Genomic DNA, 23,148 nt, shown 5'->3' on the forward strand with positions numbered 1-23,148 from the left:
CCACCGACCGACGATTCACCACTGATTGGAAGGCACGACCATGGCGGGACCCGTCCTGGAAATGCGCTCGATCGTCAAGACCTTTCCCGGCGTCAAGGCGCTGTCGGACGTCACGCTGACCGTCCGGCAGGGCGAGGTCCACGCCATCTGCGGGGAGAACGGCGCCGGCAAGTCGACCTTGATGAAGGTCCTCTCCGGCGTCCACCCGCACGGCACGTACGAGGGCGACATCCTCTTCGAGGGAGAGGTCTGCCAGTTCAAGGACATCCGGGCCAGCGAAGAGCGCGGCATCGTGATCATCCACCAGGAACTGGCCCTGGTGCCCTACCTCTCCCTCGCCGAGAACATCTTCCTCGGCAACGAGCACGCCACCCGGGGGATCATCAGCTGGACCGAGACCCTCCGGCACGCCACCGAGCTGCTCCGCCGGGTCGGCCTCTCCGACCACCCGGACACCCGCGTCGCCGACATCGGCGTGGGCAAGCAGCAGCTCGTGGAGATCGCGAAGGCCCTGTCGAAGAAGGTCAAGCTGCTCATCCTGGATGAGCCGACCGCCGCGCTGAACGACGAGGACAGCGGCAAGCTCCTGGATCTCATCCTGGAGCTGAAGAAGCAGGGCATCACCTCGATCATCATTTCCCACAAGCTCAACGAGATCCGCAAGGTCGCCGACTCGGTGACGATCCTCCGCGACGGCCAGACCATCGAGACCCTCGATGTGAAGGCCGAGGAGACCACCGAGGACCGGATCATCAGCGGCATGGTCGGCCGCGACCTGGAGCACCGCTTCCCGGAGCGGTCGCCGCACGAGCCCGAGGAGGGCGCGGCCCCGGCCCTGGAGATCCGGGGCTGGACCGTGCACCACCCGATCGACCAGCAGCGCAAGGTCGTTGACGACGTGTCCCTCCAGGTGCGCCGCGGCGAGATCGTCGGCATCGCGGGCCTGATGGGCGCCGGCCGCACCGAACTCGCGATGAGCGTCTTCGGGCGGACCTACGGCCGGTACGCGGGCGGCACGGTCCTCAAGGACGGCACGGAGATCCGTACGAAGTCCGTCCCCGAGGCGGTCAAGCACGGCATCGCGTACGTCACCGAGGACCGCAAGCACTACGGCCTCAACCTCATCGACACCATCAACCGGAACATCTCGCTGAGCGCCCTGGGCAAGGTCGCCAAGCGCGGTGTGGTCGACGAGCACGAGGAGCGGCAGGTCGCCGAGGGCTTCCGCAAGTCCATGAACATCAAGGCACCGACCGTCTTCGAGCCGGTGGGCAAGCTGTCCGGCGGCAACCAGCAGAAGGTCGTCCTCAGCAAGTGGATCTTCTCGGGTCCGGACGTGCTGATCCTGGACGAGCCGACGCGCGGTATCGACGTCGGTGCCAAGTACGAGATCTACACGGTCATCGACCAGCTGGCCGCCCAGGGCAAGGCGGTCGTCTTCATCTCCTCCGAGCTGCCCGAGCTGCTCGGTATGTGCGACCGCATCTACACGATGGCCGCGGGGCGGCTGACGGGTGAGTTCTCGCGGGCCGAGGCCTCCCAGGAATCCCTGATGCGTCAGATGACGAAGGACAAAGAGGTAACCCGATGAGCACGGACGTGACCGCCAAGAGCCCGGCCCCCGCGCCGCCGGGCAAGAGCGGAGGGGCCGCGGGCGACGGCCTGTTGCAGCTGGTGATGGACGGCATGCGCCGCAACATGCGGCAGTACGGCATGCTCATCGCGCTGGGCCTGATCGTGGTCCTGTTCGCCGTCTGGACCGACGGCGACCTGCTGCTGCCGCGCAACGTCTCCAACCTGGTGCTGCAGAACAGCTACATCCTGATCCTCGCGATCGGCATGATGCTGGTCATCATCGCCGGCCACATCGACCTGTCCGTCGGATCGCTGACGGCGTTCGTCGGGTCGATGGCCGCCGTGTTCATGGTCAAGCAGGATCTGCCCTGGCCCCTCGCGGTGGTGCTGTGCCTGGCCGTGGGCGCGGTCGCGGGTGCCGTACAAGGGTTCTTCATCGCGTACGGCGGCATACCGTCGTTCATCGTGACCCTGGCGGGCATGCTGATCTTCCGCGGTCTGACGGAGATCTTCCTGGAGGGCCAGACCCTCGGCCCGTTCCCGGACGGGCTGCAGAAGGTCGCCAACGGGTTCCTGCCCGAGGTCGGCCCGAACACGAACTACCACAACCTCACCCTGCTGCTGGGCTTCGCGATGATCGCCTTCGTGATCTTCCAGGAGGTCCGTGACCGCAAGCGGCAGCAGGAGTTCAACCTGGACGTCCCGCCCACCAAGCTGTTCCTGCTGAAGCTGGTCGCGATCGGCGCCGCGGTGCTGACCCTCACCATGCTGCTGGCCAGCTACAAGGGCGCCCCGATCGTGCTGCTCATCCTGGGCGTGCTGCTCGTCGGCTTCGGCTACGTCATGCGCAACGCGATCATCGGCCGCCACATCTACGCCATCGGCGGCAACCTCCCGGCGGCCAAGCTGTCGGGTGTGAAGGACAAGAAGGTCACCTTCCTTGTCTTCCTGAACATGGGCATGCTCGCGGCCCTGGCGGGTCTGGTCTTCGCCGCCCGCTTCAACGCGGCCTCTCCCAAGGCCGGCCTCAACTTCGAGCTGGAGGCGATCGCGGCCTCGTTCATCGGCGGTGCGTCGATGAGCGGCGGTGTCGGCACCGTCCTCGGCGCGATCATCGGTGGCCTGGTCCTGGGCGTGCTGAACAACGGTATGAACCTCGTCGGCATCGGTACCGACTGGCAGCAGGTCATCAAGGGCATGGTGCTGCTGGCGGCGGTCGGGTTCGACGTGTGGAACAAGCGCAAGGTCGGTTCGTAAGTCAGATCGGGGCCCCGCCACCAGGCGGGGCCCTCTCCTTATCGGGAGCCGCACACATGGAACTGAACAGACGCACGGTCATCGCGGGAGCAGCGGCGGCGGGCATAGCCGCCACCACGCTCGGCGGCACGGCACACGCCACGGGAGGCAGGAAGCCGGTGAAGACGCTCTTCGGCAAGCTGGCCGACGGCACCAAGGTCTACAGCTGGTCGCTGGAGAACGGCGGCACCCGCCTGAAGGTCCTCTCCTGGGGCGGTGTCGTCCAGTCCCTGGAGATCCCCGACCGTCGCGGCCGGTACGCCAACGTCTCCGCGGGCTTCGACAATCTCGAGGACTACGTCGCGAAGACCCCGTACTTCGGCGCGCTGATCGGCCGCTACGGCAACCGCATCGGCAAGGGCAAGTTCACCCTCGACGGCAAGAACTACCAGCTGTCCGTGAACGACGGCGAGCAGAGCCTGCACGGCGGCACCCAGGGCTTCGACAAGCGCGTGTGGGACGTCGAGCCGTTCGTGAAGGGCTCCGACGTCGGCCTGCACCTGTACTACACGAGCGTCGACGGCGAGATGGGCTACCCGGGCACGCTCAAGACGAAGGTGACGTACACGCTCACCCGGCACGGTGAATGGCGCATCGACTACGAGGCCACCACGGACAAGGCCACCGTCGTCAACCTCACCAGCCACGTCTACTTCAACCTGGCCGGCGAGGGCAGCGGCACGATCGAGGACCACGAGCTCCAGATCGCCGCCTCCCGCTACACGCCCACCGACGCGGGCCTGATCCCCACGGGCGAACTGGCGAAGGTCGCGGGCACCCCCTTCGACTTCCGCAAGGCCAAGCCGATCGGCCGGGACATCCGCGTCTCCCACCCGCAGCTGGTGACCGCCAAGGGCTTCGACCACAACTGGGTCCTCGACAAGGGCATCACCGCCCGGCCCGAGCACGTCGCGACCCTGCGCGACCCGTCCTCCGGCCGCACCATGAAGATCGCCACGAACGAGCCGGGCCTGCAGTTCTACTCGGGCAACTTCCTCGACGGCACGCTGACCGGCCCGTCCGGCCGCACCTACCGGCAGGGCGACGCGCTCTGCCTGGAGACGCAGCACTTCCCGGACTCGCCGAACAAGCCGAAGTTCCCGTCGACGGTGCTGCGGCCGGGGCAGACGTACCGGACGACGACCATCCACACGTTCGGCTGCTGAGGCCCCTGACAGGCCTTCACAGAAGGAGCACATGTTCCGACCGTTTTCCCGACGGTTGAACAGTGCCCCAGTGGTCTCCGTATGAAAGGGCGGCCCGCGCTCCCCCGCGCGGGCCGCCCTTAAACGTCGGGTCCGTCCGTCCCCAGCGGACCCGCCCCATACGGAGGTTCCATGGCCGACAACGTCACGTCGCTGTTCCGCAGTACCGCGGCACACAGCCCGTCGATGGCGGCTCTGACACGTGAGGGCGGCGAGGGAGCCGGCCCCGTGGACTTCTGTATCCCCTGCAACCCGTACTTCCCGACCCCGGCCATGTTCGAGGACATGGCGGGCCGGCTGCGCGACATCATCACGTACTACCCGAGCAGCGCCGACACCATCACGGCCGAACTGTGCAGCCTGCTCCAGCTGCCCCCGCAGTGCGTGGCCATGGGCAACGGCTCGACCGAGCTCATCACCTGGATCGACCACCTGCTGGTACGCGAGTCCCTCGCCGTCCCCGTCCCCACCTTCGGCCGCTGGACCGACCAGCCTATGGAGACCGGCAAGCGGGTCGACATGTTCCCGCTCCAGGAGTCCAGCGGCTTCGCCCTCGACCTCGCCCAGTACGCCGAGTTCATCCGGGCCCGCGGCACCCGCGTCGCCGTCATCTGCAACCCCAACAACCCCGACGGCGGCTTCCTGCACAAGCACGCCATCGTCCAGTTCATGGACGCCATGGCCGACCTCGACCTGGTCGTCATCGACGAGTCGTTCCTGGAGTTCGCGGACGCCGAGGCCGAACCGTCCGTCGTGCAGGAGGCGATGCTGCGGCCCAACGTCGTCGTACTGCGCAGCCTCGGCAAGAACTTCGGCCTGCACGGCATCCGTTTCGGCTACCTCGTCGCCAACCCGGCGCTCGCGGGCCGCATCCGCTCGATGCTCCCCAAGTGGAACCTCAACTCCTTCGCCGAGCACGTCGTCTTCATGCTGAAGGAGCACGGCGCCGAGTACGCGCAGAGCCTCCAGCAGGTGCGCCGCGACCGCCTCGACATGGCCGGCCAGCTCTCCTCCCTGCCCGGGCTGACGGTCTACCCGTCGCAGGGCAACTTCCTCTTCGTGCGCCTCCCCGTGGGTGCCGAGGGCACCGTCGTCCGGGACCGGATGCTCACCGAGCACCGGATCCTGGTCCGCGAGTGCGGCAACAAGATCGGCTCGTCCAGTCGCTTCCTGCGTCTCGTGGTGCGCCCCCAGGTGGACGTGCGTCGCCTGGTGTCCGGCCTGGAACAGGTGCTCTACGGGACGTCCAGGAGGGGAGCCGCCGTGCCCGAGCTGGGCAATGGGACCAGCTACAGCTCGGGCACGGCGGCCGTGGACCGTCTGGTGAGCGAGACGAACGGGTCGGGCATGCGGGGGCTGGCCGCGCAGGCGGTGGGGATGGCCGCGGCGCCGGCCGCCGCTGGGGCCGGCGAGCCGGGGCTCGCACCTGCTGCCGCGGCCGCGAGCGTGGGCGGGCCGGGGCTCGCCGCCGCCCCGGCTCCCGCTCCGGCGCCCCTTGCGGCTCCCGCTCCGGCCACCGGCATCGGCATGCCGCTCCCCGCCGCCGCGTCCGCCGTACCGGCGGGTGCGAGCGGCGGGATGCCGATGCCGGCTGCGGCGCAGATGCCGCAGCCGCAGATGCCCCAGCCCCCGATGCCGCAGGCGGTGCCACAACCCGCGCCTCAGCCGATGGCCGCCCCGGCCCCGCCGCTGACGCCTGCGGCACAGGCGCCGGCACCGGTCCCGGCTCCTGCTCCGGCGCCCTCGCCCATGGCCGCTCCGTTCACCGGGCCCACGCCGCCCGGCGTTCCGGCTCGTGGAGGCCTGACGGCGGCTCAGGTGCGGGGCACGAACGGGCTGACGCCGGCGCCGGCCACGGGGTGGCCCGCCGCGCAGAGCTGGCCCAACGCGGCGGGGATGGGGCAGGCCGGGTAGTTCGGCGGGTGCGGGTGGGCGGTGGCTGGTCGCGCAGTTCCCCGCGCCCCTGGGGGACTGCACCGCTGTCACTTTCCAGGGTCAGTAGGCGACGGGCCATCCGCTGCTCCAGTTCAGGAGGTTGATGCCCAGCTTGGGTGTGCCGTTGTCGTTGCCGTCGTAGTAGTGGTAGACGATCAGGTCGCCGTCGGCGTCCTTCAGGATCGACTGGCCGCCGGGACCGATGACGCTGCCGTGCGACTCCAGGACGGGCGTGCCACCGTTGTTCATCAGGTCGACGCCGTTCTTGTCGCGGTACGGCCCGGTGACGCCGGACGCGCGGCCGACCTTGACCTTGTACGTCGAGCTGGTCCCGTTGCAGCAGGTGTCGTACGAGGCGAAGAGGTAGTAGGAGCCGCCCCGTTTGACGATGAAGGGCGCCTCGACGGCCTTGGTCCCGGTGGGGCGGGAGGCGAGCGAGTACCGGGTGGTGTTGGAGGAGAGCTGCTTCCCGGTGGAGGGGTTGATCTGGATCATTTTGATCCCGGTCCACCAACTGCCGAACGACAGCCACCACTTGCCGTCGTCGTTCACGAAGAGGTTCGGGTCGATGGCGTTGAAGTCGCTGCCCGAGTTCGAGGTGTAGACCGTGCCCTGGTCGGTCCAGCTGCCCGGCCGGCCGGTACTGGAGGTGGCGAGGCCGATGGCGGAGGTGTTCGAGCCGAACTTCGATACGGAGTAGTACATCAGGTACTTGCCGCCGTGGTACGAGATGTCCGGCGCCCAGGCCTCCGGCACGGACGAGTAGTTCCGCCACCAGCCCGGCCGACTGGAGAAGGCATCGCTGCCGTTACGGAAGGCCGTGCGGTCGCTGCTGGTCTTGTTGGCGATGCCGCCGCCGGTGGCGTAGAGCAGGTACTGGCCGGACGAGGTGCGGATCATCGACGGGTCGTGGGTGACGACGTCGCCGGTGACCCGGCCGGGGTTGGGGTACGCCGACGCCGTGCCCGGAACGAGGGCGAGCAGGAAGGCTGTGGGGAGGGCGAACAGGGCGGTTCTCGTGCGCAGGATGGAGCGGCTCATGCGGATCCTCCTTGCGGTGGGGGTCACAACGTTGTCCGGTATCTCGGACAACGATCGCAAGTTCGAACGGACCGTAGAATCGAACCCATTGCGCGTCCATGGTCCGCGCGGCAACAACCGCGCGGACCATCGAAGTTCGACCGGAACACGGACGGGTCAGCCGGTCGGAAGTCCCAGCCCGTAGTACCTGACGTGATAGCCGTCCACGTACTCGGCCTCACCGCCGACGATCAGACCGGCCGGCTCGGTCACCCCCGCCGCCCTGGCCGTCGCCACCAGCATCTCCGCGAGCGCGCGGCCCTTGGGTTCGCCGGGTCCTCCCGCGTCCACGCGCCACAGCGGATCGTCGTCGCTCCAGACCGAGGCCGTACCCGGGTGCTCGGCGACGGTGCCCCAGCCGAGCGCGGCCGCGTCGACGCCGTCCGGGGCGAAGCAGCCGATCGACAGCCGGTCGCCGCACGTGACGTCGAAGAGGAGTGGCGCGCCACCGCCGGTCCGCCCGTAGAACGGCATGCCGAAACCGACACCGAGGGCGACGGCCTCGGCGGGCAGGGCCCCCAGGAAGTCGCCCAGCGACCGGGTGACGGTCTCCCAGCTGCGGGCGGTCCAGCCGCCGGGGAAGCCGAGGCCGGCGTTGGCGGGGTCGCGGTTGCTGCCGAAGAAGCCGCTGATCGCGTGCTCTTCGCCGTGGCCCTGACGCCAGAACCAGTTCTCCGCCGGGTCGGTGGGCTGCAGGACCAGCTCCGGGCCCGCCTTACCGGCGCGCAGCTCCAGGGTGTCCGTACTGCCGCGCCAGCGCAGGAAGGGGGCGCCCCACGACGGCCCGCTGTCGTAGAAGGGGCCCATGTCGCCGTGCGAACCCATGACGGACGGCCGTCCCAGGGCCGCGGTCAGTTCCTCGTTGGCGGCGCGGAAGGCGGCGGCCTGCGCCGCGGCGCCGGGATCGGCGGTCGCCACCGGCACGGCGAGTTCCACGTACGACTCGCCGTCGGTGAAAGGCTCTTCGTAGGTGCCGACGGGACGCAGTCGGGCGTTGCCCGAGGGCCGGCCGGTGACCAGGACGGGATGGTCCGCCGTGCCGCCCCGGGCCCAGCCGAGCCCGTCCGCCAGGGTGTTCACCCCCTCCGGCGTCCAGCCGCCGGTGTCCGCGGCGAGGAGCCGCCGGGCGAGGTCGCCGAGGGATTGTTCATCAGTGCTGCCCCGTTGTCCGTTCATGCGCTCATCGTGCCGCAGCCCTATCCCTCGATGTCGAGCGCGGTCCCGTACAGCCGCTCCACCTTCAGCCGGATGACGACGCGCCGCTCGTCGACCAGTTGTTGGAAGAAGGCGTCCTCGTCCTCCGGTTCGGCGCCCGCCGGGATCATCGCGAGCAGTTCCCGGCCGACCGAGTCGCCGGGGACCGTCGTGACGTCGGAGACCTCGGCGTCACCCTCCGCCACGGCGAACGACCAGACGTCCCCGCCCTGCACGTGCAGCGCCGCACCGGGTGAGCGGCGCAGGTGCTTGACCTTGACGCGGTCGGCCGTCGTCGAGAACCGCACGGTGCGGGAGTCGGGATCCCAGTTGTAGACCATGGTCGTCAGATGGGGGTGGCCACTGCGCTTGACGGTGGCGAGCGTGCCGAACTGCTGCGCGGCGAGCAGGTCGGAAAGGGCTTCGTCGGACAGGAGGCGGGGTGTCGGTCTGTCGGTCATGCCATGGCCAACACCCGTGCGGCTTCGATCATTTCGAGATCCGCCCACTTCGCCGCTCAGCCCCGGGCCGTGCCGAACAGCCCGTCGACGATGCGCCGCAGTACGGCCTCCTCCTGACCGGTGTCCTCCCCCCCCCCGCTCGTACTCGGTCAGCGCGATGCCGGCGAGCGTGAACTCCCCCGTCAGGGCCCGCACCGCTCCCAGCAGGCCGTCGACGTCGAGCCCCCCGGGTTCCGGTGTGCCGACGGCCGGGAAGACCCGGGGGTCGAGGACGTCGAGGTCGATGTGGACGTAGACCGCCTCGGCACCGGTCGCGCGCACTGCCGCGAGGAGCGGGCCCGGTTCGGCCAGCTGCTCGACGCCGACGTGCCGGATGCCGCGGTGCTCGACGAGGTCCCGCTCGCCCGGGTCCAGGGATCGGGCCCCCGCCAGCACCACACGGTCGGCCGACAGGCTCCGTACGGGGCGCAGGCCCTCCGGTCCGTCACCGATGAGCGCGCGCAGCACCATGCCGTGGAACGCCCCGGAGGGCGACGACTCCGGTGTGTTGAGGTCTGCGTGCGCGTCGAGCCACACCAGCGCCAGCCGGTCCCCGAACACGGAGAGCGCGGTCTCGACGGGGGCGAGATCGACCCCGCAGTCGCCGCCGGCCGGCTGTGGCCGCTCCCGACCCCTGCCACTGGGCCACCTCAAGTACGACCCGACCGGACACGGGAATCTCCTCTCGACGGTGATCAACACAGCCTAGGAGCGGCAGGGACACGGACGGACGTGCCCCCGCGCCTCACCGTCGCCCGCCGAACTCCCAGTCATGCACCTCGATTGCGGCGTACCGGTCCGAGGTCAGCACCGCACGCGCCGCCTCCGCGTCCGCGGCCCGCACCAGTGCCGCCGTGCCCACCCACACGGCGCCGTCGTCGGACAGCAGCGGTCCGTACGCGATCAGTTCGTCCTGCCGGGTATCCGGCACATCGAGGTCGGCACCGTCCCCCGGGCCGAGCCCGAGAACGAGGTACCGCTTGCCGCCCGTCCGGCCGCCGGGGAACTCCCACATGGTGCGGCCCAGCAGGTTCCGCCACCGTCGCACCAGTACATCCCGGTACGCCCCGGCCTGGTAGTTGGGCTCGTCGAAGGCGAACGCGCGGGCGGCGGCGGCATCCGGCAGGTCGACGATGTGCACACTGCCCGTGACCGTCTCCCCGTCATCCGCAAAAGTCGGTCCCCGGGCGATCAACTCGGCCTCGTAGCGGTCCATATAGGCCCAGTGCGCCTCCCCCAGCTCCTCGCGCAGGGGCAGGGAGCCGGGCCGGTCGCGGTGGTAGCAGAAAAACTCCATGGCTCATCCAACCTCGGTGGCTACGCTCGTGTCTCCCGTCGTCGTGACCACAGGAGAGCAGACCGTGCGCAGCGCCGCCGTAACGCCCGAGGGCGACCAGATCCGCTGGGTCGAACTGCCGGGGCGGGAGCCGACGCGCGTCTACCTGCACGGACTGGGCGCCACATCGCCGGCCTACTTCACCTCCGTCGCGGTCGACCCGAGGCTGTCCGGCCACCGCTCCCTGCTCCTGGACCTCCTGGGCCACGGCATCAGCGATCGCCCGACGCACTTCGACTACAGACTGGAGTCACACGCCGACGCCGTCGCCAACGCGCTGACGGGGGCGGGTGTCTCGGCCGCTGAGCTGATCGCACACAGCATGGGCGGCTCGGTGGCCGTCGTCCTGGCGGCCCGCCACCCCCACCTGGTCTCCCGCCTGGTCCTGGTCGACGCGAACCTGGACCCGATCCCGCGCGCCCCGGGCTCGTCGGGCAGCAGCGGCATCGCCGCCTACTCCGAGGAGGAGTTCGTGACGGGCGGCGGCTGGGAGGAGGTCCGCGACCGGGTCGGCCCGCACTGGTGGTCCACGATGCGCCTGGCCGGCCGCGAGGCCCTGCACCGCAGCGCGTTCCACCTCACCCGGGGCTCCGACCCGACCATGCGTGAACTCCTGCTGGACCTGAAGATCCCCCGCACCTTCCTGCTCCCGGAGTCCGACGGCCCGCTCCCGGGCACCGAGGCCCTCAGGGAGGCCGGCGTGTCCGTCGTCCCGATCCCCGACTGCGGTCACAACATCATGCTGGACAACCCGGAGGCCTTCGTGGCGGCCACTGCCGTGGCTCTCGCGCCCCGGGGCTGACCGGCCCTCACCGAAGATCCCCGAACGAGGACGACACGTAGGCCGGCCGGACGACGCGGAGGACCGGGAAGGGCGGCCCACCGGGCCACCTGGCCGGTGAAGCCGCCCCCCGTTCACACCGTCACGACTTCTTCGGGCACTCCTTCCACGCCAGGTGGTACACCGTGCTGATGTCCCCGTCCGTGGAGTCCATCGTCATGAAACTGACCTTGTCGGCCGACTGGGTGCCGGCGTTGACGCGGATCTCGGTGTTGATGTTGAAGTTGCGCTGCACTCCGCAGGGCGCGTAGACCAGCTGGGCCCAGTCCGTCTCGTCGGTGGCCTGCCAGTTGTCGTTGAGGGGCCCGCTGAAGGGGTGGTTCTTGTACACCGTGCTGGGCGAGCCCTGGAAGTAGTACGAGGCCCGCTGGGTGGCGCTCGCGCCGCGCTGGAGCGAGGCGAATCCGCGGTAGTCCGCGCTCGCGATGGCGTAGGTGAAGCCGCCGGGCACGTGGACCTTCAGGTTGAGCTGGCAGTTCCTGCGGAACGCGGTCGGGTCGGAGCTGCCGCCGGCCTGGGCGAGGTAGTCGCTGTAGGTGACCGTGAACGCCGTGTTGTCCTCGGAGACCGCGACCGCTGCCGTGCCCTGCGGGCAGCCGGAGCCGTTCACCGTGGCGACCTGGATGATGATCTTGTCCGGGGGCGGGTCGTCGAACCCGGAGGACGGGGATGATGCGGGAAGTGCGCTGGTGAGCAGCGCGGCGATCGCGCCGCTCAGGAGCAGGCCACCGGCCATGGTTCTCCCATCCGTTCGTGGGGGGTGGATCGTGAAAGTGAATAAGCATGCACATGTCAAACCGACAAGTACACGCACCCCCGGCCTGTGACCATTCCATGAAGGAGATGTGAAGAGCGGGAGCGGTCGCATCGTACGCAGGGCGGCAGTGGCGGGCCAGGTCGCTCACCGGCCATTCACACTGGCGGGAATTCACCCGGTACCGGCGGACGCATAGGGTGCGTTGCACCAGTGCGTCAGACCGAGGACATGGCGAGGAGATCCCGAGGACGGAATGAGGATCACGCACAGCGCCGCGCACGGCCGCCGCCACTCAGGGGTTCTCCCAGGCCGCCGGTTCCGCCGCCAGCCGCTCCACCGGCTCCGGCAGCGCCCCGGCCGCGAGGTCGGCGATCGTCACGCCCTCCAGGATCCTGCGGACGTTGGCCCGCAGGGCGATCCACAGCGGGAGCAGCGGCTCGGCGGTGCCGGAGTAGGCGAGGCCGGTCGGCCGCTCGCCGCGCACCGATACGATCGGCCCGTCCACGGCCCGGATCACGTCCGCGACCGTGATCTCCGAGGCCTCCCTGGCCAGCCGGTAGCCGCCGCCCCCGCCGCGCCGGCTGTCGACGACGCCCCCGCGCCGCAGATCGCCGAGGATCCCCTCCAGGAACTTGTGGGGGATGTCCTGCGCGGTGGCGACGGCCTCCGCCTTGACCGGTCCCTCCCCCTGCCGGACGGCCAGCTCCACGACCGCTCGTACCGCGTAGTCCGCACGTGCCGAGATCCTCATAGGACCATTGTGGCCGTCACCCTGTAGACATTGAGCACGCGCACCCCGAACCACATCAAGCACACGCACCCCCGTACGACAAGCACACGCACCACGTACCGCATGGCACAACAGGAGGCGCTCCCTTGGAGCTCAGCAGGCGTACCTTCCACGCTCTGGCCGGCACGGCGGCGCTCGGCTTCGCGCTGACCGGCAGCGGGTCGCCGACCTCCGCCAACCCGGCACGCACCGCGCCCACCGGCCCGCCGCCGCCCGTGCCGAGCGCGGACGGCCGGCCGCACAAGATCGGCTTCGACCACCACTCGCTGACCGTCGACGGCCGCCGCCTGGTCCTCTGGTCGGGCGAGATGCACCCCTTCCGGCTGCCGAGCCCGTCGCTGTGGCGGGACGTGCTGGAGAAGATGCGCGCCCACGGCTACAACGCCGTCAGCGCGTACGTCGCCTGGAACCATCACTCCCCCGCCCCCGGCCGCTACGACTTCACCGGCGTGCGCGACCTGGACCTGTTCCTGCGGACGGCCGCCGAGACGGGGATGTACGTGATCCTGCGGCCCGGGCCGTACATCAACGCCGAGGTCGACGCCGGCGGCTTCCCCGGCTGGCTGACCGCCACCGAGGGCCGGGCCCGGACCTCCGACCCCACCTACCTGCGCTATGTCGACGAGTGGCTGACCGCCGTCAACGCCATCGCCGCGAAGCGCCTGTTCACCCGGGGCACGGGCACGGTGCTGCTCTACCAGATCGAGAACGAGTACGACGCGCACGTCGACGAGCCGTCCGGTCGCGCCTACATGTCGTACCTGTACGAGAAGGTCCGCGCCGACGGTATCGACGTGCCGCTGTTCCACAACGACAAGGGCAGGAACGGCCACTGGGCGCCCGGCTCGTTCGGCACCGGCGGCGAGAAGGGGCGCTGGCTCTACGGGTTCGACGGATACCCGGAGCCGGACGAGGTGCCGCCGGACTGGGGGTCGTTCGGGACCGGCGGCAGGAAGGGCGGGACTACGGCCAGTCCGAAGACGCCCGGGTTCGTGCCCGAGTTCGGCGGGGGCTGGTTCGACCCGTGGGGCGGGTCCTGGTTCGACGGCAAGGGGTACGCCGAGGCGCGCCGGACCCGGGACGCGGCGTACGAGCGGCGTTTCTACCTCACCAACCTCGCCAACGGCATCACGCTGCACAACGTCTACATGACGTACGGCGGCACCTCCTGGGGCTGGCTGCCCGCGCCGGCCGTCTACACCTCGTACGACTACGGCGCCGCGTTCGACGAGGCCCGCAACGCCACCCCGAAGCTCGCGCCGATGCACCAGATCGGGCAGTTGCTGCGGTCCGTGCCCGACCTCGCCCGACTGAACCGGGCGAAGTCCGTGCGCGCGACCGACGAGCGGATCAAGGTCTACCACCTGACCAACCCCGACACCGGGGCCCACTTCTACGTCCTGCGCAACGACTCCGCCGAGGCGGTCTCCGTGACGCTGCCGGACGCCGGGATCGACGTGCCGGTCATGGTCCCCGCGCGGGACGCCAAGCTGATCGCCGCCGATCTGAGGCTCGGGAAGCGGACGCTGGTGCACGCCACCGTGCAGCCGATGCTGAGCCTGACCGCCGGACGGCAGGACATCGCCGTGTTCGCGGGCCGGCGGGGCGATCTCGCGCAGGTCGTGCTGGAGTGCCCCGACGAGCCGACTCCCATGCGGCTGGACGCGGAGCCCGCGTGGTCCTGGAACCTCAACAAGCTGAACATCACCGCTCCGCTCGGCGCCGGCGGGCTGAGCCGCGTGCGGGTCGAGGGCGACGGTGTGGACACGCCGATGCTGGTGCTGTTCGCCGACGACGCCACCGCCCTGCGGCTGTGGCCCTACGAGACCCCGTCCGGCCCGCTCCTCGTCTACGGCCCCGCCCTGCTGCGCTCGGCCGAGCTGCGCGGCTCCACGGTCCACCTCACCGGCGACACCACCGGGCAGACCGGCCTGGAGGTGTGGGGGCCGCGCGGGATCACCCACGTCACCTGGAACGGACGCCCGGTCCCCACCCGGATCAGCGCCTCCGGCAGTCTGCTGGCGCTGCGGCCGCTGGCCGGGGTGACCCGGCCGGTCCTGCCCGCCCTGGACGGCTGGCGGCGGCGTGCCGGGAACCCGGAGTCCGAGCCGGACTTCGACGACTCGGACTGGACGACGGCCGACAAGGAGACCACGTTCAGCACCACGCCCGTGCCCGACGGGCAGCCCGTCCTGTTCGCCGACGACTACGGCTTCCACTACGGCGACGTCTGGTACCGCGGCGAGTGGACCGGCGACAGCGGCGTCGAGTCCGTGTCCCTGGCCTACAGCACGGGCACGCAGGGCCTGCTGATGGCCTGGCTGGACGGCGAGCCGCTGGGCACGCACCGGATGCCCGTGCCGGACAAGGACCGGGCGCGGCAGGGCACGTGGACCGCTAAGGCCGGCTTCGACCTGCCGAAGCGGCTGCGCGAGAAGCTCCGTGACGCGGACCCGGAGCAGCGGCACGTGCTGTCCGTGCTCGTCCGGCGGATGCAGCACGACATGGACGGCGAGGCGCTCGACACGCACAAGGCCGCGCGCGGGCTGACCGCCGTCACCTTCGAGGGCGGCTCCCCCGGGGTGAAGTGGCGGATCCAGGGCGCGACCACGCCGGATCCCGTACGCGGTCCGATGAACAACGGCGGGCTGCACGGGGAGCGCGAGGGCTGGCACCTGCCCGAGTTCGACGACGGGGACTGGAAGGACACCGAACTCCCCGCGGGCGACCGGCGGCAGGGCGTCATCTGGTACCGGACGGACTTCCGGCTGGACGTCGCCCCGGGCGTCGACGCCTCGGTCGGGCTCGTCCTCGACGACGATCCCGGCCGGGCGTACCGCGTCCAGATCTTCCTCAACGGCTGGAACATGGGCCAGTACATCAACGACGTGGGCCCGCAGCACACTTTCGTGCTGCCGAACGGCATCCTGCGCACCCGGGGCGCCAACACCCTGGCGCTGGCGGTGCTGTCCGACGGGACCACCCCCTCCGGGCCGGGCGAGGTGCGGCTGACGCTGCTGGGCGCCGCGGCCGGAGGGGTGCCCGTGAAACCGGTCTGACCGGACCGGCCGGGGGCCGTCAGGCCAGCCGGATCACGTTCCAGGACAACGGCTCCAGGACGGTGCTCAGCGTGCCCTCCTGGAGGGTCGTGCCGTCGGCGGTGTGCGGGGCGACCCGCTCGGGGTCGTCGAGGGTGTTGCGGGCGTCGGGGTCGGCGTCCGCGAGGACGCTGTGTTCGACGACGTTCGTCACGTCCAGTCCGCTCAAGGAGACTTCGAGCGGCAGGGCGTCGGTGCGGCTGCGGTTGACGGCGAAGACGGTGACGGTGCCGTCCTCGGCGCGCACGGCGGTGGCGTGCAGCAGGTCGGTCTCGCCGTACTTCCTCGTCTCGTACGTCGGCGAGTCCACGCGGACGTCCAGGACCTGGCCGCGGCCGTACCGCGCGGCCTGCGCGAACGGGAAGAACGTGGTCTGCCGCCAGGCCGGGCCGCCGGGCTCGGTCATGATGGGCGCGATGACGTTGACGAGCTGGGCGAGGCAGGCGACCGTGACGCGGTCGGCGTGCCGGAGCAGGGCGATGAGGAGCGAGCCGAAGACGACGGCGTCCAGGACGCTGTAGTTGTCCTCCAGCAGGCGCGGGGCCTCCGCCCAGTCCCGCGCGCCGGAGTTCTCGATCTCGTGCCACTCCGACATGTACCAGACGTTCCACTCGTCGAAGGAGAGGTTGATCTTCTTCTTCGACTTCAGCTTCGCGCCGATGTGGTCGGCGGTGGCGACCACGTTCTCGATGAAGGACTCCATGTCGACGGCGGAGGCCAGGAAGGAGTCGAGGTCGCCGTCCTCGGGCTGGTAGTAGGCGTGCAGGGAGATGTAGTCGACGAGGTCGTACGTCTCCTCCAGGACCGTCGCCTCCCACGCGGCGAAGGTCGGCATGGACTGGCTGGAGGAGCCGCATGCGACGAGTTCGACGCCCGGATCGATCTGGCGCATGGCGCGGGCCGTCTCGGCGGCGACCCGGCCGTACTCCTGCGCCGTCTTGTGGCCGGTCTGCCAGGGGCCGTCCATCTCGTTGCCCAGGCACCAGATCTTGATGCCGAAGGGGTCCTTGTCACCGTGCGCGGCACGGAGGTCGGACAGGGCCGTGCCGGCAGGGTGGTTGGCGTACTCCTGGAGTTCGAGGGCCTCGGCGACACCGCGGGTGCCGAGGTTGAGGGCCATCATGGGCTCGGCCCGGGGGCCGATCTTCTTCAGGAAGGCGATGTACTCGGAGAGGCCGAAGCGGTTGGTCTCGGTGGAGCGCCAGGCGAGGTCGAGGCGGCGGGGGCGGTCCTCGACGGGGCCGACGGAGTCCTCCCACTTGTAGCCGGAGACGAAGTTGCCGCCGGGGTAGCGGATGGCGGTGACGCCGAGCTCCCTGACGAGGTCCAGGACGTCCTGGCGGAGGCCTGCTTCGTCGGCTGTGGGGTGGTCGGGTTCGAAGACGCCGGTGTAGACGCAGCGGCCGAGGTGTTCCACGAAGCTGCCGAAGAGGCGAGGGTTGACCTCGCCGACCGTGAAAGCGGGGTCGAGGGTGAAGCGGGCCTTGTGCATTTTCGCCTTTCGGGGTGGGTGGTTCTGTTTCGGTGGCGGCTGCGGGGCCGTGGGGGTCGATCGCGCGGTTCCCCGCGCCCCTGAAGAAGGGCGCTACTGGCCTGCCAGGCCTGTGTGCGCCACGCCCGCCACGTGCCGTTCGGCAGCGTCATCAGGTCGGGGTTGTTGGTCACCGTGTACGGCCAGAGGAAGTTGTTCCACGAGGCGATGAAGGTGAAGATGCCGACCGCCGCCAAGGAGGGGCGGGACAGCGGGAGGACGATGGTGAAGAAGACGCGCCAGCGGCTGGCGCCGTCGATGAAGGCGGCTCCCTTCAGGCCGTCCTTGCGGTAGAAGCAGAGCTGGACGTGGATGTCGAGCGGGAGAGCGTAGAGCTTGCCGTCGATGACGCGGAAGGCGTCCAGCATCGCGATCATGTTGGAGCCGTCGCCGCCGCTGAAGAGGTTCCAGTAGCGCACCCGCGTGTCGGCGTCGGAGGCGAGTGCGTCGGCGCCGGTGCCGAGCGCTGCGAAGCCGAAGCTGCTCGCGACGAAGAGTCCGCCGAGCCCGCCGAGAAGCTGCCTGCGATTCAGGTCAGGTCGTGCCATGCCCTGCCCTTACGATCGATGACGGATAGCTGTTCGGTATTTCGGATGGCGCTCGTTACTTCGAACGGGACCGTAAATTCGAAGCGCTTGCACGTCAATGGTCCGGCCAGACTTCGGGCGGGACTTTTCCGGACAGGAACGGTCGTTCCCTTGTGGACATCGGACGTCCGATCGCATGACGCGCACACTTTCGGGCGCGTAGTCTCGGAGCCGCGACAGGCCGGCGGTGAGAAGGGGGAGCGATGGACATCGCGGGCGCGCGGGCCCGGGCCGCCCGACTCTCCGCCGCGCTCAGGCGCTCACGCAGTGGCTCGGCCATGCGCGGCCTGGCCGCCGAACTCGCCACCGCGGTACGGAAAAGACCGGACCAACCCACCGACGTGCGGTCCCTGTGCCGGGCCCTGTGCGAGGAGATGAGCAGCCGGCGCGGCGGGCGGCGCGTCGAGCTGCGCTTCGAGCGCTTCCCCGACGAGATCGAAGTGACGGGCCTGTGGGTGGAGTTCCAGGACTTCGACCTCGTCATCGTCGAGGAACGGGCCGAGGCGGTGCAGCAGTTGGTCATCCTCGGGCATGAGCTGTGGCATCTGCACGCGGGGCACGGGCATCACCACGGGGCGGGTGCGGTGGCGGCCCATGCGTTCGCCGACCGGCCGGGGTGGGACGACGTCGCGCTGGCGGTGGCCGCCCGCAACGGCTCCCGGGAGCGGGACGAGGCCGAGGCCGACGCCTTCGGGCACCGGCTGGCGGCGGGGTGCCGGGCGCTGCTGCCGGGCGGGCGCGGGCCGGAGGCACCCCTCGACCCCGTGCAGCGGTCGCTGTACTACCGGGGGCCTCACCATGGGCCGCGAGGAGGTGCGGCACCGTGACGACGGTGGCGCTGACCCCGGCCGAGTTCGTCAACCAGTTCTATCCGAACTTCTGGTGGATCCCCGCGGGGGTCCTGGCGGCCGCGCTGGCCATCAAGCTGCCGAGCATCATCCGGCTCTGGAAGGACCCGATGCTGCGCGCGGTCGGCGGGCTGCTGCTGCTCGCCTGCGCGGTGTTCGTGTTCGTGGCGCCGTCGACGATCGCCCGGGTCAACCGGCTCACCGGGGTGGCGAACTTCTCCGGACCCTGGGTCTACTCGCTGCTCACCGCGTTCTGCGCCTTCTGCCTGCTGCTGATCATCTCCTGGCGCAACGGCCTGTCCGACCGCTCGGAGCGCACCCGGCGCGCGATGCGCGGGGTCGTGGCGGTCTACTCGGGTGTGATCGTCGCGATGTGGGTGCTGTTCGCCCTCGCGGACGTACCGGTGGAGCGGCTGCGGGACCTCGACACGTACTACGCGAACACTCCGTACATGCGCGAGGTGATCGTGCTGTACCTGCTCGCGCACACCGTGGCCGCGCTGGTCACCAACGGGCTGATCTGGAACTGGGTCCGCACGGACGGGCTCGACTCGCTGCTGCGCTGGGGGCTGAAGTTCCTCGGCGTGGGCTACGCGGCGCAGTTGCTCTTCGACGGCGCCAAGATCAGTGCCGTGGTGGCCCGTTGGTCCGGGCGGGACCTGGACTGGCTGAGCACGGCCGTCGCCCCGCCGCTCGCCTGCCTGTCCGCCGTGCTCATCGCGGTCGGCTTCATCCTCCCGCACGCCGGGCAGTACCTGCACGGCCGCTGGCACGTCCGGCTCGCCCTCCACGAACTGCGGCCGCTGTACCTGCTGATGAGGACGGTCAACGGCACAGGGGTCCCGTTCCTGCTGCGCGCGACGCCGGAGCTGCGGCTGGTCCGCCGTGAGACGTTCATCCGCGACGTGCTGCTGCCGCTGGCCCGGCACATCGACGAGGACCGGCGCGAACGGTTCCACGACGCCGCCCTCGCCCTCGGCCATCCGCCCGACCGCGCGAAGACACTCGCCGCCACCGCGGCGATCCTGGACGCGGCCGACGCCGGGAACCGGACCCGGGAGGACGACGGCACCGGTGCCCGGGACACCACGGACCTGCTGCGCGAGATCGGCGCCTTGTCCCGGGCCCTGCGCCGCACGGAGGACCTCCGGGCGATCCGCGCCCAGGCGCGTGACCACACGGACGGCAGGTCGCTGACCGGCTGACCACGCCCCCGCCCGCGACCGGTGCCGGTGCCGGTGCCGGTGCCGGTGCCGTCGTATCCGGCGGGAATGCATCGACGTGACCCGCACGGGGGCCGCGCACGGTACGTGAAGGTACGGTGAGAGCCGTCCGGAACGAGGCCTGTGTGGCTCGAAACCGGTGCCGGCGGACGGGTGTTGTGCGCCCGCGCGGCTGTGGCCGGACGACGGGGAATGCCCTCAGGGCAAAGGAGCCTTCATGGCTGAGTGCGGGGAGTCGCATGTCGCGTAGAGCTGTCGTCATCGGTGCGGGTCTGGCCGGCATGCTGGCCGCGGCGGCCCTGTCCGCCGTCGCGGACGAGGTGGTCGTGCTCGACCGCGACGATCTGCCCGAGGGGCCGGAGCACCGCAAGGGCCTGCCCCAGGGACGTCACGCGCATCTCCTCATGGCCGGCGGGCTGGCCTCCATGGAGGACCTGGTGCCGGGCGTGAGCATGCGCAAGCACCTGCTCGCCGCCGGTGCGCACGAGATACCGCTCGGCTCGGGCATGGTCGCCCTCACGCCCGAGGGCTGGCTCCGGCGCTGGCGTCACCCCGGCCCGAGCATGCTGACCTGCACCCGGGCCCTGCTCGACTGGGCGGTGCGGGGCGCCGTGCTGGACAGCACCGGGGTGGTGATCCGCAAGGCGCGGGTGCTGGAGCTGACGGGGTCGCGGCAGCGGGTGACCGGGGTCCGCGTGTCGACCGCCGCCGGGGAGGAGGATCTCGCCGCCGACTTCGTGGTGGACGCGAGCGGGCGCGGCTCGCGGATCGTGACCTGGCTGGCGGCGCTGGGCGTAGACGACGTACGCGAGAAGACGGTGGACGCCGGCCTGGTGAACGCCACGCGTCTCTACCGCACTCCCGAGGGAGCCGGGCGTTTCCCCCTGACCATGGTGCAGGCCGATCCGTACCAGGGGCGGCCCGGCCGCAGCGGCATGGTGCTGCCGATCGAGGGCGACCGCTGGATGGTCAGCCTCGCGGGTACACGGGGCGGCGGCGAACCGCCGTCCGATCCGGACGCGTTCCTCCGGTACACCCTGGACCTGCCCGACCCGATCGTGGGCCGGCTGATCTCCGGCGCGGAACCGCTCACCGACGTCCATGTCAGCCGCAGCACCAGCAATCACCGCCGGTACCTGGAGAAGGTCCGCTCCTGGCCCGACCGCCTCGTCGTCCTCGGTGACGCGCTGGCCACGTTCAACCCCGCCTACGGACAGGGCATGTCGGTGGCCGCGCTGGGCGCCCGGGAGCTGGACCGCGAGCTGCGGCGGTCCGCCCTCGGCGAGCCCGGGCTCGCCCGGCGGGTGCAGCGGAGGGTGGCCCGGCCGGTGGAGTCCGCGTGGACGATGGCGGTGAGCCAGGACGTCTGGTATCCCGGCACGCGCGGGGGCTCGCCCGGGGTCGCCGACCGTCTGGTCACCGCCTACACCCGCCGCATGATCCGCACGGCGACCGGCTCGTACACGGCGGCGTCGGCGGTCTGGGACGTGATGAGCATGACGACGGGGCCGACCCGGCTGCTCCGGCCCTCGACGGTCCTGGCAACGCTGAGCGGGCCGCCGTTGCCCGCGGCGGTGGGGGCGCCGCTGACGGACGACGAGCGGGCGGTCCTGCGGCGCCTGGACCGCACGGGAGGCTGAGGCAGGGGCGGCCCGGTGCGGTTCGCGCCCCCGGCCGCCCCGCCCCTCGTCAGCCGGCGAACGCGGGCTGTGCCAGGCCCTTGCCCGCCCCGGGCACCACGAACAGGGAACCCGCCAGGGCGGGCGGCTCGGCCGGCCCCGTACGGGCCGTGGTGACGTACAGGTCGGTCAGGTCCGGCCCGCCGAACGCACAGGCCGTCACCAGCGGCACCGGCAGCTCGATCACCCGGTCCAGCTCACCGCCGGGGGTGTACCGCCGCACCGCCGAGCCCTGCCACAGCGCGACCCACACGCACCCCTCGGCGTCCACGGTCAGCCCGTCCGGGAAGCCCGCGTCCTCCTCGATCACGGCGAGGGTCCGCCGCCCGGAGATCCGCCCGTCCGCGTGGTCGAAGACGTCGACCCGCCGGGTCGGGGAGTCGATGTAGTACATGAGCCGCCCGTCGGGGCTCCACCCCGTGCCGTTGCTGACGGCGGCGTCGTCGAGCACGACCTCCACGGTGCCCTCGCCGGTGACGCGGGACAGCGTGCCGCCCCCCGGCGCCTCGTCGTAGCGCATGGTGCCCGCCCACAGGGCGCCGTCGGGCGCGATCGCGGCGTCGTTGGCGCGGCGGCCCGGCACCGGCTCGTGGTGGAGCCAGCGGAAGCCGTCGTCCGGGTCGAGGAGGCCGATCCCGTCGCGCAGGTTCAGCACCAGGCCGCCGCCGGCGCGCGGCTTGACGGCGCCGATGTGCTGTTCCGTGCGGCGGACGGTGCGGCGCCCGGTGGCCGGGTCGTAGGTGTGCAGGCGGGAGCCGAGGATGTCGATCCACAGCAGCCGGCCGGCTGCCGCGTCCCAGGTGGGCCCTTCGCCGAGCTCGGCCTCGGCCCGCACGGCGACCTCGTACGGCGTCGTCATGCCGGGCTCCGGTGCCCGAGGTGCTCGGACAGCTCGGCGGCGCCCTTGACGGCGAGCTGCTCCAGCTCGGCGCGGCGCTCCTCGCTCCAGCGGATCATGGGCACGGAGATCGACAGGGCGGCGACGACCTGCCCGGTGCGGTCGCGGACCGGCGCGGCCACGCAGGACACGTCCGGGTTGGACTCGCGGTTCTCCACGGCGAGGCCCCGCTCACGGATCTCGGCCAGGGCCTCGCGCAGCGCGCCCGGGTCGGTGATGCTGTTGGGGGTCATCGCGACCAGCCGGGCACCGTCCGGGATGCGCGCGGTGAGCTCCGGCTCGGGAAGGGAGGCCAGCAGCATCTTGCCGACGGAGGTGCAGTGGGCGGGCAGCCTGCGGCCGGCCGCCGACACCATCCGTACGGCGTGCGTGGAGTCGACCTTGGCGATGTAGATGACGTCCGTGTCCTCCAGGATCGCCACGTGCACGGTCTCGTCGCAGGTCTCGGCGACGGACCGGGCGACCTGCTGGCCCTCGGCCGCGAGGTCGAGCTGCTCGGAGTACCGGGCACCGAGCTGGTACGGGCGTACGCCGAGCCGGTAGCGTCCGGGCTGACCGGGCATCGGGACGATGTACTTCCGGGCGGCGAGCGTGGTCACCAGCTCGTGCACGGTGGTGCGCGGCAGCTGGAGCTTGCGGACGATGTCGGGGGCGGAGAGCGTCCCGTCCCCGTCGAGGAAGAGCTCCAGAATGTCGAGAGCCCGGGTCACGGCTGGTACGAGGCGTCCCACGACCGGCCCCCTCCCTATATGTCTCAGGCGCCTGTGCTTCAGAT

General features: G+C 70.9%; 18 protein-coding genes and 2 pseudogenes. 9 read left to right on the forward strand and 11 right to left on the reverse strand.

Features of this window, described 5'->3' with window-relative positions; translation table 11 throughout:
• Positions 1–40: 40 nt before the first annotated feature.
• From mmsA to OO68_RS01000, 4 genes are all read left to right on the forward strand, one after another.
• Positions 41–1,591 (forward strand): multiple monosaccharide ABC transporter ATP-binding protein, encoded by a 1,551-nt coding sequence (gene mmsA, locus OO68_RS00985; RefSeq protein WP_033306145.1) that lies wholly within the window; start codon positions 41–43, stop codon positions 1,589–1,591.
• Positions 1,588–2,832, forward strand: coding sequence for a multiple monosaccharide ABC transporter permease (gene mmsB, locus OO68_RS00990; protein WP_033306146.1), 1,245 nt, complete (start codon positions 1,588–1,590; stop codon positions 2,830–2,832). The genes mmsA and mmsB overlap by 4 nt, the downstream gene beginning before the upstream one ends.
• A gap of 56 nt (positions 2,833–2,888) precedes the next feature.
• The gene (locus OO68_RS00995; RefSeq protein WP_033306147.1) at positions 2,889–4,037 is read left to right on the forward strand and encodes an aldose epimerase family protein; all 1,149 of its coding nucleotides are present in this window, start codon (positions 2,889–2,891) and stop codon (positions 4,035–4,037) included.
• Between the two features lie 171 nt (positions 4,038–4,208).
• A complete protein-coding gene (locus OO68_RS01000) occupies positions 4,209–5,990 on the forward strand; it encodes a pyridoxal phosphate-dependent aminotransferase (RefSeq protein ID WP_033306148.1) in 1,782 nt (593 codons plus the stop codon).
• Positions 5,991–6,071: 81 nt separating this feature from the next.
• Here the strand turns inward: OO68_RS01000 and OO68_RS01005 are convergent, their stop codons facing one another.
• The 5 genes and pseudogenes from OO68_RS01005 to OO68_RS01020 form a co-directional block, all read right to left on the reverse strand.
• Positions 6,072–7,052: an arabinan endo-1,5-alpha-L-arabinosidase gene (locus OO68_RS01005; protein ID WP_209442526.1), complete on the reverse strand. Its 981-nt coding sequence runs from the start codon at positions 7,050–7,052 to the stop codon at positions 6,072–6,074.
• 156 nt (positions 7,053–7,208) lie between these two features.
• Positions 7,209–8,267: a hypothetical protein gene (locus tag OO68_RS01010; RefSeq protein WP_033306149.1), complete on the reverse strand. Its 1,059-nt coding sequence runs from the start codon at positions 8,265–8,267 to the stop codon at positions 7,209–7,211.
• 20 nt (positions 8,268–8,287) lie between these two features.
• Positions 8,288–8,746 carry a PPOX class F420-dependent oxidoreductase gene (locus OO68_RS47330; protein ID WP_033306434.1) on the reverse strand — a complete coding sequence of 153 codons (459 nt, stop codon included), beginning with the start codon at positions 8,744–8,746 and terminating at the stop codon, positions 8,288–8,290.
• A gap of 201 nt (positions 8,747–8,947) precedes the next feature.
• A pseudogene (locus tag OO68_RS47335) lies at positions 8,948–9,487 on the reverse strand (arginase family protein); the annotation flags it as partial.
• A gap of 43 nt (positions 9,488–9,530) precedes the next feature.
• On the reverse strand, positions 9,531–10,082 hold the full coding sequence (locus tag OO68_RS01020; protein WP_033306150.1) for a YciI family protein: 552 nt from the start codon (positions 10,080–10,082) through the stop codon (positions 9,531–9,533).
• A 64-nt stretch (positions 10,083–10,146) separates the two neighbouring features.
• Between OO68_RS01020 and OO68_RS01025 the strand changes: the two genes are divergently transcribed.
• Positions 10,147–10,923 (forward strand): alpha/beta fold hydrolase, encoded by a 777-nt coding sequence (locus tag OO68_RS01025; protein WP_033306151.1) that lies wholly within the window; start codon positions 10,147–10,149, stop codon positions 10,921–10,923.
• A 121-nt stretch (positions 10,924–11,044) separates the two neighbouring features.
• Here the strand turns inward: OO68_RS01025 and OO68_RS01030 are convergent, their stop codons facing one another.
• Positions 11,045–11,698, reverse strand: a complete 654-nt coding sequence (locus tag OO68_RS01030; protein ID WP_033306152.1) for a DUF4360 domain-containing protein — start codon at positions 11,696–11,698, stop codon at positions 11,045–11,047.
• 313 nt (positions 11,699–12,011) lie between these two features.
• A complete protein-coding gene (locus OO68_RS01035; RefSeq protein ID WP_010042345.1) occupies positions 12,012–12,470 on the reverse strand; it encodes an RrF2 family transcriptional regulator in 459 nt (152 codons plus the stop codon).
• 125 nt (positions 12,471–12,595) lie between these two features.
• Here OO68_RS01035 and OO68_RS01040 point away from each other — a divergent pair, with 125 nt between their 5' ends.
• The gene (locus OO68_RS01040; protein WP_033306153.1) at positions 12,596–15,568 is read left to right on the forward strand and encodes a glycoside hydrolase family 35 protein; all 2,973 of its coding nucleotides are present in this window, start codon (positions 12,596–12,598) and stop codon (positions 15,566–15,568) included.
• A gap of 19 nt (positions 15,569–15,587) precedes the next feature.
• On the opposite strand, the gene arfA is transcribed toward OO68_RS01040, so the two are convergent.
• Together arfA and OO68_RS48410 are read right to left on the reverse strand one after the other, a co-directional pair.
• The gene (gene arfA, locus OO68_RS01045; RefSeq protein WP_033306154.1) at positions 15,588–17,099 is read right to left on the reverse strand and encodes an arabinosylfuranosidase ArfA; all 1,512 of its coding nucleotides are present in this window, start codon (positions 17,097–17,099) and stop codon (positions 15,588–15,590) included.
• 134 nt (positions 17,100–17,233) lie between these two features.
• Positions 17,234–17,416 (reverse strand): annotated as a pseudogene (locus OO68_RS48410) (ABC transporter permease subunit); the annotation flags it as partial.
• Positions 17,417–17,928: 512 nt separating this feature from the next.
• On the opposite strand from OO68_RS48410, the gene OO68_RS01055 reads away from it, so the two are divergent.
• The 3 genes from OO68_RS01055 to OO68_RS01065 all read left to right on the forward strand — a co-directional run bounded on the left by OO68_RS01055 (position 17,929) and on the right by OO68_RS01065 (position 21,436).
• Positions 17,929–18,552: a toxin-antitoxin system, toxin component family protein gene (locus tag OO68_RS01055; RefSeq protein WP_209442527.1), complete on the forward strand. Its 624-nt coding sequence runs from the start codon at positions 17,929–17,931 to the stop codon at positions 18,550–18,552.
• The gene (locus tag OO68_RS01060) at positions 18,549–19,778 is read left to right on the forward strand and encodes a DUF6545 domain-containing protein (RefSeq protein ID WP_033306156.1); all 1,230 of its coding nucleotides are present in this window, start codon (positions 18,549–18,551) and stop codon (positions 19,776–19,778) included. The genes OO68_RS01055 and OO68_RS01060 overlap by 4 nt, the downstream gene beginning before the upstream one ends.
• Before the next feature lie 257 nt (positions 19,779–20,035).
• Positions 20,036–21,436, forward strand: a complete 1,401-nt coding sequence (locus OO68_RS01065) for an FAD-dependent oxidoreductase (RefSeq protein ID WP_078625120.1) — start codon at positions 20,036–20,038, stop codon at positions 21,434–21,436.
• A 49-nt stretch (positions 21,437–21,485) separates the two neighbouring features.
• Here OO68_RS01065 and OO68_RS01070 read toward each other — a convergent pair whose 3' ends face one another.
• Together OO68_RS01070 and OO68_RS01075 are read right to left on the reverse strand one after the other, a co-directional pair.
• Positions 21,486–22,334, reverse strand: a complete 849-nt coding sequence (locus tag OO68_RS01070; protein ID WP_033306157.1) for an SMP-30/gluconolactonase/LRE family protein — start codon at positions 22,332–22,334, stop codon at positions 21,486–21,488.
• A complete protein-coding gene (locus tag OO68_RS01075) occupies positions 22,331–23,104 on the reverse strand; it encodes an IclR family transcriptional regulator (RefSeq protein ID WP_033306158.1) in 774 nt (257 codons plus the stop codon). The genes OO68_RS01070 and OO68_RS01075 overlap by 4 nt, the downstream gene beginning before the upstream one ends.
• Positions 23,105–23,148: the final 44 nt, after the last annotated feature.

Source organism: Streptomyces iakyrus (assembly GCF_000717055.1).
GTDB classification, from domain to species: Bacteria; Actinomycetota; Actinomycetes; order Streptomycetales; family Streptomycetaceae; genus Streptomyces; species Streptomyces iakyrus.